The 14,803-nt window shown below is 64.1% G+C and carries 12 protein-coding genes and 1 pseudogene; 10 read left to right on the forward strand and 3 right to left on the reverse strand.

What is annotated here, in order from left to right:
* Positions 1-14 precede the first annotated feature (14 nt).
* Entirely contained in the window at positions 15-1,412 is a 1,398-nt protein-coding gene (gene cysS / locus BVER_RS02655) for a cysteine--tRNA ligase (RefSeq protein WP_050451976.1), read from the reverse strand.
* A gap of 485 nt (positions 1,413-1,897) precedes the next feature.
* On the opposite strand from cysS, the gene BVER_RS02660 reads away from it, so the two are divergent.
* From BVER_RS02660 to BVER_RS02675, 4 genes are all read left to right on the forward strand, one after another.
* Complete coding sequence (locus BVER_RS02660) at positions 1,898-2,686, forward strand: tetratricopeptide repeat protein (RefSeq protein ID WP_050452010.1); 789 nt, start codon at positions 1,898-1,900, stop codon at positions 2,684-2,686.
* Positions 2,687-2,863: 177 nt separating this feature from the next.
* On the forward strand, positions 2,864-3,448 hold the full coding sequence (locus tag BVER_RS02665) for a peptidylprolyl isomerase (RefSeq protein ID WP_050451977.1): 585 nt from the start codon (positions 2,864-2,866) through the stop codon (positions 3,446-3,448).
* 73 nt (positions 3,449-3,521) lie between these two features.
* On the forward strand, positions 3,522-4,013 hold the full coding sequence (locus BVER_RS02670; RefSeq protein WP_050451978.1) for a peptidylprolyl isomerase: 492 nt from the start codon (positions 3,522-3,524) through the stop codon (positions 4,011-4,013).
* A 10-nt stretch (positions 4,014-4,023) separates the two neighbouring features.
* Positions 4,024-4,845: a UDP-2,3-diacylglucosamine diphosphatase gene (locus BVER_RS02675; RefSeq protein WP_050451979.1), complete on the forward strand. Its 822-nt coding sequence runs from the start codon at positions 4,024-4,026 to the stop codon at positions 4,843-4,845.
* A gap of 12 nt (positions 4,846-4,857) precedes the next feature.
* On the opposite strand, the gene cysE is transcribed toward BVER_RS02675, so the two are convergent.
* Positions 4,858-5,643, reverse strand: coding sequence for a serine O-acetyltransferase (gene cysE / locus BVER_RS02680; protein ID WP_050451980.1), 786 nt, complete (start codon positions 5,641-5,643; stop codon positions 4,858-4,860).
* 121 nt (positions 5,644-5,764) lie between these two features.
* Positions 5,765-6,535: an RNA methyltransferase gene (locus BVER_RS02685; protein WP_050451981.1), complete on the reverse strand. Its 771-nt coding sequence runs from the start codon at positions 6,533-6,535 to the stop codon at positions 5,765-5,767.
* A 267-nt stretch (positions 6,536-6,802) separates the two neighbouring features.
* Here BVER_RS02685 and BVER_RS02690 point away from each other — a divergent pair, with 267 nt between their 5' ends.
* From BVER_RS02690 to BVER_RS02715, 6 genes and pseudogenes are all read left to right on the forward strand, one after another.
* Positions 6,803-7,606: an inositol monophosphatase family protein gene (locus BVER_RS02690; protein ID WP_050451982.1), complete on the forward strand. Its 804-nt coding sequence runs from the start codon at positions 6,803-6,805 to the stop codon at positions 7,604-7,606.
* Positions 7,607-7,748: 142 nt separating this feature from the next.
* Positions 7,749-9,041 (forward strand): annotated as a pseudogene (gene lplT / locus BVER_RS02695) (lysophospholipid transporter LplT).
* 181 nt (positions 9,042-9,222) lie between these two features.
* Positions 9,223-9,591, forward strand: coding sequence for an ElaB/YgaM/YqjD family protein (locus BVER_RS02700; protein ID WP_050451983.1), 369 nt, complete (start codon positions 9,223-9,225; stop codon positions 9,589-9,591).
* A 185-nt stretch (positions 9,592-9,776) separates the two neighbouring features.
* On the forward strand, positions 9,777-10,763 hold the full coding sequence (locus BVER_RS02705; protein WP_083452015.1) for a DUF3800 domain-containing protein: 987 nt from the start codon (positions 9,777-9,779) through the stop codon (positions 10,761-10,763).
* 73 nt (positions 10,764-10,836) lie between these two features.
* Entirely contained in the window at positions 10,837-13,518 is a 2,682-nt protein-coding gene (gene mutS, locus BVER_RS02710) for a DNA mismatch repair protein MutS (protein ID WP_050452011.1), read from the forward strand.
* Complete coding sequence (locus tag BVER_RS02715) at positions 13,505-14,800, forward strand: hypothetical protein (RefSeq protein ID WP_232316342.1); 1,296 nt, start codon at positions 13,505-13,507, stop codon at positions 14,798-14,800. The genes mutS and BVER_RS02715 overlap by 14 nt, the downstream gene beginning before the upstream one ends.
* Positions 14,801-14,803: the final 3 nt, after the last annotated feature.

A 14,803-nucleotide genomic window follows, 5' to 3' on the forward strand; every position in this document is an offset into this window, starting at 1 on the left:
TCGAAGACCCGCGTTCACACGCGGCGCCATTCGGTCGACCCACCCGGTTTGTCTTCAAGCGCAATCCCGGCTTCGAGCAATGCGGCGCGAATCCGGTCTGCTTCGGCGTAGTTCTTCGCCTGCTTAGCGGCAATGCGTTCGGCGATCTTCGTTTCGATCTCGTGCGGCGTCATGCCCTGCTCCGCGCTCGTGCCGCCCGCCTGTTGCAGGAACACGCGCGGTTCGCGCTCGAGCATGCCGAGCACGCCCGCCAGGCCCTTGAGCTGGCGCGCGAGGGCGGCATCGCGGGTGCGGTTGACTTCGCCCGCGAGATCGAACAGCACGGCTACGGCTACAGGCGTGTTGAAGTCGTCGTTCATCGCAGACTGGAAACGCTGCGCGTTCGGCTCGTTCCAGTCAAGTTGCTGATTGTCCGGCTCGACATCCTTCAACGCGGTATATAGACGCGTGAGTGCGTTCTTTGCATCGTCGATATGCACGTCGCTGTAATTCAGCGGCGACCGATAGTGTGCCCGTGCAATAAAGAAGCGCACCACTTCGGCATCAAATTTTTCGAGGACCTCGCGGATCGTGAAGAAGTTGCCGAGCGACTTCGACATCTTCTCGTTGTCGATCTGCACATAGCCGTTGTGCATCCAGTAGTTCACGAACGGCTTGCCCGTGGCGGCCTCGCTCTGCGCGATCTCGTTCTCGTGATGCGGGAACTGGAGATCCATGCCGCCGCCGTGGATATCCAAGTGTTCGCCGAGCAAGGTGCAGCCCATCGCCGAACATTCGATATGCCAGCCCGGACGCCCGCGGCCCCACTTCGAGTCCCAGCCCGAGTCCTCGGGCTCGCCTTCCTTCGACTGCTTCCACAGCACGAAGTCGAGCGGATCTTCCTTGGCATCTTTCGCGGCGACGCGTTCGCCCGCGCGCAAGTCCTCGATCGACTTTCCCGAGAGCTTGCCGTAGTCGGCGAACTTGCGCACCGCGTAGTTCACGTCGCCGTCTTTCGCCTGATACGCGTAGCCGTTCGCCTGCAATGCATCGATCATGCCGAGCATCTGCGGGATGTAGTCGGTCGCGCGCGGCTCGAGGTGCGGACGCGTGACGCCGAGCGCAGCGGCGTCTTCATGCATCGCGTCGATGAAACGCTGCGTGAGCGCCTTGATCGGCTCGTTGTTCTCGACCGCGCGACGGATTATCTTGTCGTCGATGTCCGTGATGTTCTGCACGTACGTGACCTTGTAGCCCGACGCGCGCAGCCAGCGCTGCACGATGTCGAACACCACCATGACGCGTGCGTGGCCGATGTGACAGTAGTCGTACACCGTCATTCCGCAGACATACATGCGCACTTCGCCGGCGCGAAGTGGCACGAAGTTTTGCTTGTCACGGGCAAGCGTGTTGTAGATGCGCAGCGAAGTCATAGAAAACAGTGCGTGGTCCGGGAACTGCCGTGTGCGGCGCCGCAAGCGTTGCGTCGATGCGAGACGAGCGAGGATGACACACTCAGGTGACACACACGCGCGACCGCTGACGACGTTTTGCGACCCGAGTCTTGCGACTCTTGACGGAGACGGCCACGAGTGGCGAAAGACAGATCCGGCGTCGGCTCGATGTGTGCTCGCGGAAGACGGACTCCGATGCAAGCAGGCACGTGCGCGGAACGGGAACGTGCGGACCTTTTGTTAGAATGGCTCGGAGTATAACACTCGGACCTGAGCCTATGAAATCCTCGAGCGGCCTCGTGGCGGGTATCGCCGGCCATTCATGGCGTGTCGCTCATGGCGGGTCCGGGCATCGCGCGGCGCTTGTGAAACCACGCCGGATTTCACGCTCCGTACCGTTCCCTTCGCCGCATCATTCATCGACTCCATTCCAAGTGATTCACCAGATTGACGACGAGGCGCGCATGCCTCTGCAACTCTCTTGCCGACCCGCCGCGCGCGGCATGCTCGCGTCGGCGCGCAGGCTCGCGGCCGTCGCGGCGGTCGCAACCATCGGCGTCGCCGCGTACCTCGTGCCGTCGGGCGCCGCGTTCGCGCAGATCGCCCGTTCCACGACCGACGGCACGCCGCAGATCGATGCATCGATCGCCGACAAGGACTGGACCGCCGCGCTCCGGCAACTCGATGCGCGCCTCGCGAGCAATCCGCGCGACGTGCAGGCGAAGTTCAAGCGCGCCACCGTGCTCGCGCGCCTCGGCCGCGACGACGACGCCATTCAGGGCTTCACCGAACTCACGCAGATGTACCCCGAGTTGCCCGAACCGTACAACAACCTCGCCGCGCTGTATGCAAAGAAAGGCCGCTACGAGAATGCCCGCAACGCGCTCGAAACGGCCGTGAAGGCGAACCCCGGCTACGCGCTCGCATACGACAACCTCGGCGATCTTTACTTGCGCCTCGCGAGCGAATCGTACAAGCGCGCGCAGTCGCTCGGCTCGACGAGCCCGGTCTCGCGTCAGCGCGTGACGGATATCCAGAAGATCATCACGCCGCCGCCGGTCAATCGCAAGATGGCGGGCGCGGCATCGGGCACCCGCGCGGCCGCGGCGCCGCACGCGGCATCGGACGAATGGGCGCCGACCCGCGGCACGGTGCCCTCGCCCGACTTGTACTCGCCGTTCGGCGGCCCGAGCGGCTCGCTGCCGACCGCGCCGTACACTGCGCCGTACACCGCCCCGGCCAATCAGCCTTAAACCAACCCTGAACGCCCGAACATCGCCGACGCTTTGACACGAAAGCGCACGAGCGAGCGGTTAAGCTGTAGGCCCGCGCCGCATCGCCGTCGGGCGAATGACGGCACGGGCTGGCAGTTTAAAAGCGGCTGAACAGCGACTGAATCGTTGCACTCATCATTCGAGGATCGATCCTTCATGAAATTCCTGATGCTGGCGCTGTCGAGCGCCGCCCTGATCGCGGCCGCGCCCGCCTTTGCCCAGCCGCAATCCGCACAGGCCGCGCATCCCACGGTGCTGATCAAGACGTCGCAGGGCGACATCAAGGTCGAGCTGTATCCGGAGAAGGCGCCGAAGACGGTCGCGAACTTTCTGGCCTACGTGAAGTCCGGTCAGTACTCGGGCACGATCTTTCATCGCGTCATTCCGGGCTTCATGATTCAGGGCGGCGGCTACAGCACGAGCTTCGCCGAGAAGCCCACGCGCGCGCCGATTCCGCTCGAGAGCCAGAACGGTCTGAAGAACGCGACCGGCACGCTCGCGATGGCCCGCACCAGCGACCCGAATTCGGCCACGGCACAGTTCTTCATCAATACGGTCGATAATGCGGGTCTCGACTATCCGAATCCGGACGGCAACGGTTACGCCGTGTTCGGCAAGGTCGTGGCGGGCATGGACGTCGTGAAGAAGATCGAAGCCAGCCCGACCACCACGCGCGGCCCGATGCAGGACGTGCCGCAAAAGCCGACCGTCATCGAGTCGGCGAGCGTCGTTGCGCAGTAATCATCGAACAACTGGAACAACCGGGCGCGCGTGTCGGACGAGCGCCGCCCATCAACACACGGAGAATCTCATCATGGTCGAACTGCATACGAACCACGGCGTCATCAAGCTCGAACTCGACGCTGAAAAGGCGCCCAAGACCGTCGCGAACTTTCTCGAATACGTGAAGAAGGGTCACTACGACAACACGGTGTTCCATCGCGTGATCAACGGCTTCATGATTCAGGGCGGCGGTTTCGAGCCGGGCATGAAGCAGAAGCCGACCGACAAGCCGATCGAGAACGAAGCCAACAACGGCCTCAAGAACGAAACCGGTACGATCGCGATGGCGCGCACCGGCGACCCGCATTCGGCCACCGCGCAGTTCTTCATCAACGTGTCGGACAACGACTTCCTGAACCACTCGTCGCCGACGCCGCAAGGCTGGGGCTATGCCGTGTTCGGTCGCGTGGTCGAAGGTCTGGACGTGGTCGAGAACATCAAGAAGGTCAAGACCGGTTCGAAGAGCATGCATCAGGACGTGCCGCTCGACGACGTCGTGATCGAAAAGGCGGTCGTGGTCTGATCGTCATCGCATGATCGAATCGAAATCTGTGTCGCAGCCTTTTGCGCAGAATTTCGGTCAGGAAGCAGCGGGCAACGCGCACCAAGCGCGCCCGCTGTTTTTCATTTCCGACCTGCACCTGAACGAAGCGATTCCGCACACGGTCGCGGCGTTCGAGCATTTCATCGAGGTCACGGCGAACGAAGCGGATTCCGTCTTCATTCTCGGCGACCTGTTCGAATTCTGGATCGGCGACGACATTCTCGATGCTTCCGTCGCCGATGAACGCGCCGCCTTCGCGCGACGCATGGCGCAGTGCATGCACACGCTGTCGGAGCGCGGCATCGGCCTGTATGTGATGCACGGCAATCGCGACTTCCTGCTCGGCCGGCGCTTCATGAAAGCGGCCGGCGCGATGTTTCTGCCCGATCCGTACGTGATGACCGCGTTCGGCAAGCGCATCGTGCTGGCGCACGGCGATGCGCTCTGCACGGCCGATCCGGATTATCAACGCTTCAGGCGCTTCGCGCGCAACCGCATCGCGCAACGGCTCTTTCTCGCGTTGCCATTGAAGAAGCGGCTCGGTATCGGCCAGCGCATGCGCATGAATAGCGAAGGCGCGCGCGAGCAAGGCATGTCGGCCAAGTACGACGTCACGCGCGAAGCCGTGCACGGTCTCTTCGCCGATAGTCAGACGCATACGATGATTCACGGCCACACGCATCGGCCGGCGATGCATCGCGAAGCCGACGGCAGGCGCTGGGTTCTGCCCGACTGGGAACTCGATATCGACGCGCCGCGCGGCGGATATCTGCGGCTCGACGCGGAAGGCCTGCGCGCCTTGCCGCTTTAGTGCTTTAACGCTTTAGCGTTCGTCTACTGCTTCCGCCTTTCCATCCATCGACGTACACAGCCGTTTGAGATCGACGAGCGCCGCGCCGTCGATGCCGTGCATCGCTTCGACGCGCGCGCCGAGCCGCTCCAGCGCCGCGACGATATCGTCGATACGCTGCGTCTGCGTGGACGCGTGATCGATCAGACCGTGAATGGCGAGCGACACGGGATCGTCCGCGTTCGGCGTAATGCCGTAGGCGCAGAAGCCATCGTCGCGCTTCGTCTCTTTCGCTTTCGCGACCGCCGGCACGACGATGCGCGCCGGATTGCCCACCGCCGTGCCGCCCGCCGGCACCGGCTTCACGACGACCGCGTTCGAGCCGATCTTCGCGTCCGCGCCGACCGTGAAACTGCCGAGCACCTTCGCGCCCGCGCCGACGATCACGCCGCGTTCGAGCGTCGGATGCCGTTTCGCGCCGCGCGTAAGCGACGTGCCGCCGAGCGTCACGCCTTGATAGATCGTGCAGTCGTCGCCGACTTGCGCCGTCTCGCCGATCACCACGCCCATGCCGTGATCGATGAACACGCGCCGTCCGAGCGTCGCGCCCGGATGAATCTCGATGCCGGTCAGAAACCGCGCCATCTGCGAGACGAAGCGCGCGAGCCAGCGCCATTGCCGCGTCCAGCACGCGTGCGCGACGCGATGCAGGACGATCGCGTGCAGGCCGGGATAACACGTCACGACTTCCCGGACGCTGCGGGCGGCGGGATCGCGCGCGCGGATGGCGGCGATGTCTTCGCGAAGTCGGTCGAACATGGCGGATTCTCGAATGGGGAACGGCGCGCTTAATGACAGATAGCGCGATGCTTATATCGTTGTCCGCCGATTGTAGGATGCGCGCGCCGCATCGCGCCCGAAATCCACTCGGCCGTTACGGTCAGTCTTTCTTCGCGCGCATCAGAATGTGTTTCGCGATGCCGCGCAGGATATTCACTTCCTCGCGCTCCAGACCGGTGCGCGCGAACAGCCGCCGCACGCGCGACATCAGCTTTTTCGGATTGTCGGGATCGAGGAAATCCAGCGCGACAAGCGCTTCCTGCAAATGCCCGAACATGCCCTCGATGTCCTCGCTCGGCGCGTGCTGCACAGCCGGCTCGACCAGCGCGAGTTCCGGCGCGGGGCCCTGAAAGGCCATCCGCAATTCGTAGGCGAGCACCTGCACGGCCTGCGCGAGATTGAGCGAACTGTAGGCGGGATTGGCCGGAATATGCGCGAGCGCGCTGCAGCGCTCGACATCGGCGTTCGAAAGGCCCGTGCGCTCGTTGCCGAACACCAGCGCGATGTCGCCATGACGCACGAATTCGTGCGCGCGTTCGGCGAGCGCGCGCGGCGGCATCTGCGGCGGGCCGTATTCGCGCATGCGCGCGGTGAGCGCGACCGACCAGCGCACGCCGACGAGCGCATCGGCGAGCGTATCGACGACATGGGCGGACGCCAGCACGTCGTCCGCGCCGGAGGCCATCGCGATGGCTTCGGGCTCGTTCTTGACATCGGCGACACGCGGCTCGACCAGCACGAGGCGCGCGAAACCCATCGTTTTGAGCGCGCGCGCCGCCGCGCCGACGTTGCCGGGATGACTCGGCTCGACCAGGATAAAGCGCGTGGAAGTGAAGCCGCCGGCGGGCAAGGTGTCGTTCGAGGATTCCAAGGCGTGAAAAGTGCTGAGTCGAAGGCTGGGGAGTTCAGCCCGTCATGTTAACGCGACGTTCAGGCGACGTGCGCGCTTTTAGCGCGTTTGTTCCCAATTTGCAGGTAAAATGGCGCCTTCGCGCGCCGCTCGGGCTCCAAAAGCCTTGTCGGACGGCCCGCCCCGCTCTTATTCAATTCGTCTTTCGTCGACATTGTCGTTGTCGCCAACTTCTCCGATCGTGCGTTCGCGATTGCGAAACGCTTGGCCGGTCAAAGGAATTCGCTCATGCATCCGATGCTCAATATCGCTGTCAAGGCCGCGCGCCGCGCCGGACAGATCATCAACCGCGCGTCGCTCGATCTGGACCGTATCCAGATCAGCAAGAAGCAGCACAACGATTTCGTGACGGAAGTCGACAAGGCGTCCGAAGCCGCCATCATCGAGACGCTGCAAACTGCTTATCCCGATCACTCCATCCTCGCCGAGGAATCCGGCGAAACGGATCGCGAGTCGGAATATCAGTGGATCATCGATCCGCTCGACGGCACCACCAACTTCATCCACGGTTTCCAGTACTACTGCGTGTCGATCGCGCTCGCCCATCGCGGCGTCGTGCAACAGGCCGTCGTCTATGACCCGACGCGCAACGATCTCTTCACCGCCTCGCGCGGCCGCGGCGCGTATCTGAACGAACGACGCATCCGCGTGGGCAAGCTCGACCGCCTGTCCGACGCGCTGATCGGCACCGGCTTCCCGTTCCGCGACGGCCAAGGCTTGAACGGCTACATGCGCCTGTTCAGCGAAATGACGCTGTCGTGCGCGGGGCTGCGTCGTCCGGGCGCGGCGGCGCTCGATCTGGCGAACGTCGCGGCCGGCCGCCTCGACGGCTTCTTCGAGCAGGGCATTCATCCGTGGGACGTGGCGGCGGGCAGCCTGATCGTCACCGAAGCGGGCGGACTGGTCGGCAATTACACCGGCGAGTCGGACTTCCTGTTCCAGAACGAAATCGTCGCGGCGAACCCTAAGGTCTACGCGCAACTCGTCAAGATTCTCGATCCGCATTCGCGCACGCGTCTGACGGGCGAATAAAACATCGACAGGCGGAGCGCCTTCGCGCGCTTCGCCGCTCCTTCCTGCACCGATCGCAGGGCTCCGCTACAGTGCAATCTTTTGCTCTCGATTTCGAGGGCTTTTTGCGCTATTGCGCCCCTTCCCCGCCGCGCTCGACTCCATGAAGAAAGGCTTCTACACGATCATCGCCGCGCAGTTCGTTTCGTCGCTGGCGGATAACGCGTTGCTGATCGCCGCCATCGCGATGCTCGCCGTGGTGCACTCCGCGCCGTGGATCACGCCGCTGCTGCAGATCTTCTTCACGGTCGCCTATGTCGTGCTCGCGCCCTTCGTCGGCGCATTCGCCGATGCGCTGCAAAAGCGCCACGTCATGTTCGTATCGAACGCGCTCAAGGCGGCGGGCTGCGCCCTGATGATCGCGGGCGTGCATCCGATGATCGCGTACGGCGTGGTCGGATTGGGCGCGGCGGGTTATTCGCCCGCGAAGTACGGCATCCTCACCGAACTGCTGCCGCCGCAGAAACTGATCGCGGCGAACGCGTGGCTCGAATCGGCGACGGTCGGCTCGACGATCATCGGCACGGTGATCGGCGGCGCGCTGGTGAGCGAGGTCGTCGGCCGATGGGTGCAGCACGCGCATATTCCCTTCATGAGCACGGCCGCGCACGCCGCCATGTTCACGGTGATGCTGATTTACGCGGCGGCGGCCGTCATCAACGTGTTCATCCCCGATACCGGCGCGCGCTATCCGAATCGCCTGAAAGAGCCGACCCGGCTCGTCAGCGATTTCTCGGAGTGTTTCGTCGTGTTGTAGAAGGACAAGCTCGCGCAGATCGCGCTGTGGGTCACGACGCTCCTGTGGGGCGCGGCCGTCACGCTGCAACTGCTGGTGCTCAAATGGGCCGACGCGAACCTCGGCCTGTCGCTGTCGAAGGCGGCGGTCTTGCAGGGCATCACCGGCGTGGGCATCGCGCTGGGCGCGGCGGCGGCGTGGATCGCGCTGCGGCAGTCGCTCAAGGTGCTGCCGGTCGGCATGCTGATCGGCGCGGTGTCGGTGGCGATGGCGTTCTACAACAAGGATCTGTTCCCGTCGGGCGCGGGCGTGCAGATCGGTCCGTTTTTCGCGCCGGCGTACATATTGATGGCGTATCCGTTGATGATCGCGCTCGGCGGGTTGTCGGGCTTTTTCATCGTGCCGATGAACGCGATTCTCCAGCATCGCGGCGCGACCTTGCTATCGGCGGGGCACTCCATCGCGGTGCAGAACTTCAATCAGAACATCGCCGTGCTGGCGATGCTCGGCGCGTACGCGCTGCTGTTGACGGCGAAAGTGCCGGTGCAATGGATCATCGTCGTGTTCGGCGTGTTCGTCTGCGAGATGATGGCGCTCGCGATGCGCCGTCACACCCAAAACGAACGAGAGGTCGATTTGGTGTCGATGGTGGAGGAATGAACCTTGCTTCACGGTGTATTCTGGGATCATCAGCTCGCGCGGCGCTGACTTGGCAGGGAGGATCGTCGGCAGCGGCGCAGTGGATGATGCGCGCCTGAAAGCTTGCGACCGGTCGCAACGTGTCGCCTGCGGCTTTTCGGCGCGGACCAATTTTCGGCAACGTCAATAAAGGAGCAAGGAAATGGGATTGTTCACACGTTCGACGCTCGACAGCAAAATCAATGGCGCAGCCAACGTCGGCCAGCGCGCCGTACGCGGTGCCAGCGACGCGGTCGACACGGCCAGCGATCAGCTGCGCAGCCTGCTCGATGACCTCGAGAGCTCGATTCAAAGCGGCAAGGACTACGACGCCGAGAAGCTTCGCAAGGAGTTGCAGTCGAAGCTCAAGTCGGCGCGCTCGCAACTGAACGGCGCGAGTTCGGTGATCTCCGACCGTCTGAACGACGCGGCCGGTTACGCGGATGACTTCGTGCACGACAAGCCGTGGCATACGCTCGGTGCGGTCGCGGGGCTGGCGTTGCTGGTGGGTTTTTTGGCGGGGCGGACCTGATGGGTGGGTGGTGAATCGCCGTCGGATTGGCCATTCGGCCGAATAGACGACACGACATTCAGCAGACAAAATTTACCTCGTTAGGCGGGCGGTCTGTGGCATGATGCAGACTGACATCCCAAAGGTCGTACCGGGCTTCGAGCCTGCGGCGGCAAATCCTAGGGCCACCTTTTCGGTGGCCCTAGTTGTTTTTGCGGGGTTCAAATGTACGTTTGCTATGTCGACGAATCCGGTTGCCTGGGTGCAATCGAGCGGCCGGACCATCACGGTCCAACTCCGGTTTTCGCGATCGCGCCGGGTTGTTCGTGCATCGGCGGCATCTCGATCTGCTGACGAGCCATTTCATCGAGCTCAAGCGGCGCTTCTTCCCGAACAATCTGCCCAAGGGCGCCCGCGCGCTCGACTGGATTATGGCGGAAGTCAAAGGTGCGACGGTTCGCAACATGATGCGCGACTCGGGACGCAACACGCGCCGTCACGCGATCGGCTACGTCAGCAAAAATCTGGACCTGCTGGAATCGATCGACGCGCGCCTCGTCGCGAGGATATTCGTCAAGCCGCTCGGTCAGCCGTTCGACGGGCGATCCGTCTACACGTCCAGCATTCAGGCGATCGCTCGCCATTTCCATCATTACCTGACTACGCACAGCGAAAGCGGCCTCATCATCGCGGACAGTCGCAGTTACAAACCCAACGTCAACGTCGCCCATTCGATTTTTACGCAGCGCAGACGCACTGGCGGCGATCCGTTTCCGCGTCTCGTGGAACGGCCCTTGTTCGGTCACAGCGACAATCACGCCAGCTTGCAAATAACCGATATTCTGTGTTCCGGCGTGCTTTTTCCGATTGCCACTCAAGTCTGCTGCGCACAGCATTACACCGGCGCGACCCATGCGTCGGAACATTGGCTGAAAGTTCGCGCGTTGCTCGGACACCGCCTGAGCACGCTCGAATATCGCTATCGAGGCGCACGCGAGACATGCGCTGGCGGAATCGCCCTGAGCGACCCGATGAACCGCTTCGGCACGGCTATGCTTCTTCACGCATCGGCAAGCACATTCGTAACCGAAACATCCGGCCTCGGCGATCTCAAAACCGTCCATCCCGCCTATCCCATCCGGCCGACTCCTTCCATCCCGCACGACGGGTTAAACTCTTGCCCTATCAGCTAGCGTTGGCCCGTTCGCTTTCACCGCACGCAAGATGGGCAATCACACCGCAACTCCCGATGTCACGTCCGGCGCAATGACACCTGCCACGCCGGCGCTTCCGGCCGATTTTTCGCAGCACACGCCGATGATGCAGCAATACCTCCGCCTCAAGGCGGATCATCCCGGCACGCTGCTGTTCTATCGGATGGGCGATTTTTACGAGCTGTTTTTCGACGACGCCGAGAAGGCCGCGCGTCTGCTCGATCTCACGCTTACGCAACGCGGCGCATCCGGCGGCAATCCGATCCGCATGGCCGGCGTTCCGCATCACGCGTGCGAGCAATATCTCGCCAAGCTGGTGAAACTCGGCGAATCGGTGGCGATTTGCGAGCAGATCGGCGATCCGGCCACGTCGAAGGGACCGGTCGAGCGCAAGGTCGTGCGCGTCGTCACGCCCGGCACGCTGACCGATGCCGCGCTGCTTTCCGACAAGGCCGACGTCTACCTGATGGCGCTCTGCCCCATCCACAATCGGCGCGGTCTCGTGACCAGCGTCGGCCTCGCGTGGCTCAACCTGGCGAGCGGCGCGCTGCGCCTCGCGGAAGTCGCGCCCGGTCAGGTCGGCGCGGCGCTCGAACGCATCCGGCCGGCGGAAACGCTCATCGCCGATTCGATCACAGACTTGCAGGCGTCGTTCGGCGTGACGAGCCTCGGCGGGACCACGCGCGTGCCCGCCTGGCATTTCGATGTCGGTTCGGGCACGCAGCGGCTGCGCGAGCAACTCGACGTCGCGAGCCTCGACGGTTTCGGCGCGCAGACGCTCACCTGCGCGTGCGGCGCGGCGGGCGCGCTGCTGATCTACGCGGCCGCGACGCAAGGCCAGCAACTGCGGCACGTGCGCAGTCTCAAGGTCGAGTACGAATCGGAATACATCGGGCTCGATCCGTCGACGCGCCGCAATCTCGAACTCACCGAAACCTTGCGCGGCACCGAATCGCCGACGCTGTTCTCGCTGCTCGACACCTGCTGCACGACGATGGGCAGCCGCCTGCTGCGTCACTGGCTGCATCATCCGCCGCGCGATGCATCGATCGCGCAGGCACGTCATCAGGGCATCGGCGCGCTGCTCGATGCGCCCGCCGGCAGCGGCCTCGACGCGTTGCGCACGGCCTTGCGTAAGATCTCGGACATCGAGCGCATCACCGGGCGTCTCGCGCTGCTGTCGGCGCGTCCGCGCGATCTGTCGAGCCTGCGCGATACCTTCGCGTCGCTGCCCGAACTGCGCGAGCGCGTCGCGGCCGTGCCGGCGCAACCGGAGGCGCTGGCGCGCATCGCCGCATCGCTCGAGCCGCCGATCGACTGTCTCGAACTGTTGACGCGCGCCATCGCACCGGAACCGGCCGCGCTGATCCGCGACGGCGGCGTAATCGCGCGCGGTTACGACGCCGATCTCGACGAATTGCGCGATATTTCGGAGAACTGCGATCAGTTCCTGATCGATCTCGAAGCGCGCGAACGCACGCGCACAGGCATCGCGAATCTGCGCGTCGAGTACAACAAGGTGCACGGCTTCTATATCGAAGTGACGCGCGGTCAGACCGACAAGGTGCCCGACGACTACCGCCGCCGTCAGACGCTGAAGAATGCCGAGCGCTACATCACGCCGGAACTCAAGGCCTTCGAGGACAAGGCGCTGTCCGCGCAGGAACGGGCGCTGGCGCGCGAGCGCGCGCTCTACGACGCGCTGCTGCAAAGCCTGCTGCCGTTCATCGCGGATTGTCAGCGCGTCGCGAGTGCGCTCGCCGAGCTCGATCTGCTGGCTGCCTTCGCCGAACGCGCCCGCGCGCTCGACTGGGTCGCGCCGGAGTTCGCCGCCGATGCGGGCATCGATATCGAACAGGGACGGCATCCGGTCGTCGAGGCGCAGGTCGAGCAGTTCATCGCCAACGACTGTTGCCTGAGCCAGGAGCGCAAGCTGCTGCTCATCACCGGCCCGAACATGGGCGGTAAGTCGACCTTCATGCGGCAGACCGCGCTGATCGCGCTGATGGCGCACGTCGGCAGTTACGTGCCCGCGAAGCGCGCCCGCTTCGGCGCGCTGGATCGCATTTTCACGCGTATCGGCGCGGCGGACGATCTCGCCGGCGGCCGTTCGACCTTCATGGTCGAGATGACCGAAGCGGCCGCGATCCTCAACGATTCGAGCGCATCCAGCCTCGTGCTAATGGACGAAATCGGCCGCGGCACCTCGACCTTCGACGGTCTCGCGCTCGCGTGGGCAATCGCGCGGCATCTGCTGACGCACAACGCCTGCTACACGCTGTTCGCCACGCATTACTTCGAACTCACGCAATTGCCGTCGGAGTTTGCGCAGGCGGCCAACGTGCATCTGTCGGCGGTCGAGCACGATCACGGCATCGTGTTCCTGCATGCCGTCAACGAAGGCCCGGCCAATCAGAGCTACGGCCTGCAAGTGGCGCAACTCGCGGGCGTGCCGACGGCGGTGATCCGCGCGGCGCGCAAGCATCTGCATCATCTGGAGCAGTTGTCGGTCAGCCAGCCGACCGCGCAATTCGATCTGTTCGCGAACCAGCCCTACACGCCTTACGACGATGCACCGGAACCCGAGCCGGCCGCACCCGCCGACGCGCCCGAACATCCCGTGCTCGACAAGCTGCGCACGCTCGATCCGAACGATCTGCGTCCGCGCGATGCGCTCGATCTGCTCTACGAACTGCATGAATTGGCGAATTCCGCGCCGGATGTCTCGCGTTGACCGGATCGCGCCGGCCAGCGCGGCGACGCGGTTCGCCGCGATCGCGGCCGTCGCGATGTGGTGCGCCGCCTGCGCCGATGCCCTCGCGGAAAACGCGCCGACACAAAGCTTCGCGGTCGTCGCGAACGCGCTGACGCGTCCCGCCGACGAAGCGCCCGTGCGGCAGATGCTCGATGCCATCGGCCGCGATCGCGACATCTCCTTCATCGTCTACGACGGCAATGTGAAAGGCAGCGCGGAAGCGTGCCGCGACGGCATCTTCGAGGCGCGTCACGATGTGCTCGACAGCGCGCGCACGCCGCTCGTGCTGCTGCTGGGTCAACACGACTGGGCCGATTGCGGCACGCCGCAGGCAGGCGGCTACGATCCCGTCGAACGGCTCGATTTCGTGCGTCAATTGTTCTTTCCCGATGCCAATTCGCTCGGCCAGAGTCCGCTCACGCTCGCGCGCGAAAGCGATGTCGCGCGCTTTCGGACCTTTCGCGAAATCGTGCGCTGGCAGGATCAGGGCGTCGCGTTTATCGGGCTGAACGCGCCGAGTCCGAACAACCACTATCTGAGCGCGGGCGGCCGCAACGGCGAGTTCGAGGATCGCGCGGTCGCGACCAGTTTCTGGCTCGAACACGCGGCGGAAACCGCGCGGCGCACCGAGATGCGCGCGCTGGTCGTCATTCTGCAAGGCGATCCGGATTTCTCGCGCTACGAGCGTCGCGAGCGCTTTCCGTGGCTGCGCTTCTCGCGATCGAGCCAGCCGCGCGACGGTTTTCTCGAACTGAAACGCAATCTCGTGAAGGCGGCCGAAGCGTTTCGCGGGCCGGTCATCGTGATTCACGGCACCGATACGCCCGAGCCGAACGGCTTTCATATCGATCAACCCTTGCGCAACGACAAGGGGCTGACCGTGACCAATCTCACGCGCGTGGCCGTCGCGCTCAAACGGCCGCAATCGCAATGGCTCGAAGTCCAAAGCGATTCGCGCTGGCGTCCGCCGTTCCGTCTGCGCGTGCGCGATATACGCGACGTTCGCAAGCGCGACAACGCGGAACCGCCATCGCAGATCGACACGCCAGCGACGCAGCCGACCATGCCGTCATCGGCACCGCCCGCGCAGCCGCAGTATCTGCCGCCGCCGCCGACGCTGCCGCAACCCGCATCCGAGCTGCCGCCGATCTACATGGCGCCGCCGCCGGCATCAGTTCAACCGTCGCTGCCGCCGATCGCCGATCTATCCGCTGCCCGCATCAGGTACGCAGAACGACACGCAGGTCGCGCCATCGAATAGCAA

The sequence above is a fragment of the Candidatus Burkholderia verschuerenii genome (assembly GCF_001189365.1).
Classification (GTDB): domain Bacteria; phylum Pseudomonadota; class Gammaproteobacteria; order Burkholderiales; family Burkholderiaceae; genus Caballeronia; species Caballeronia verschuerenii.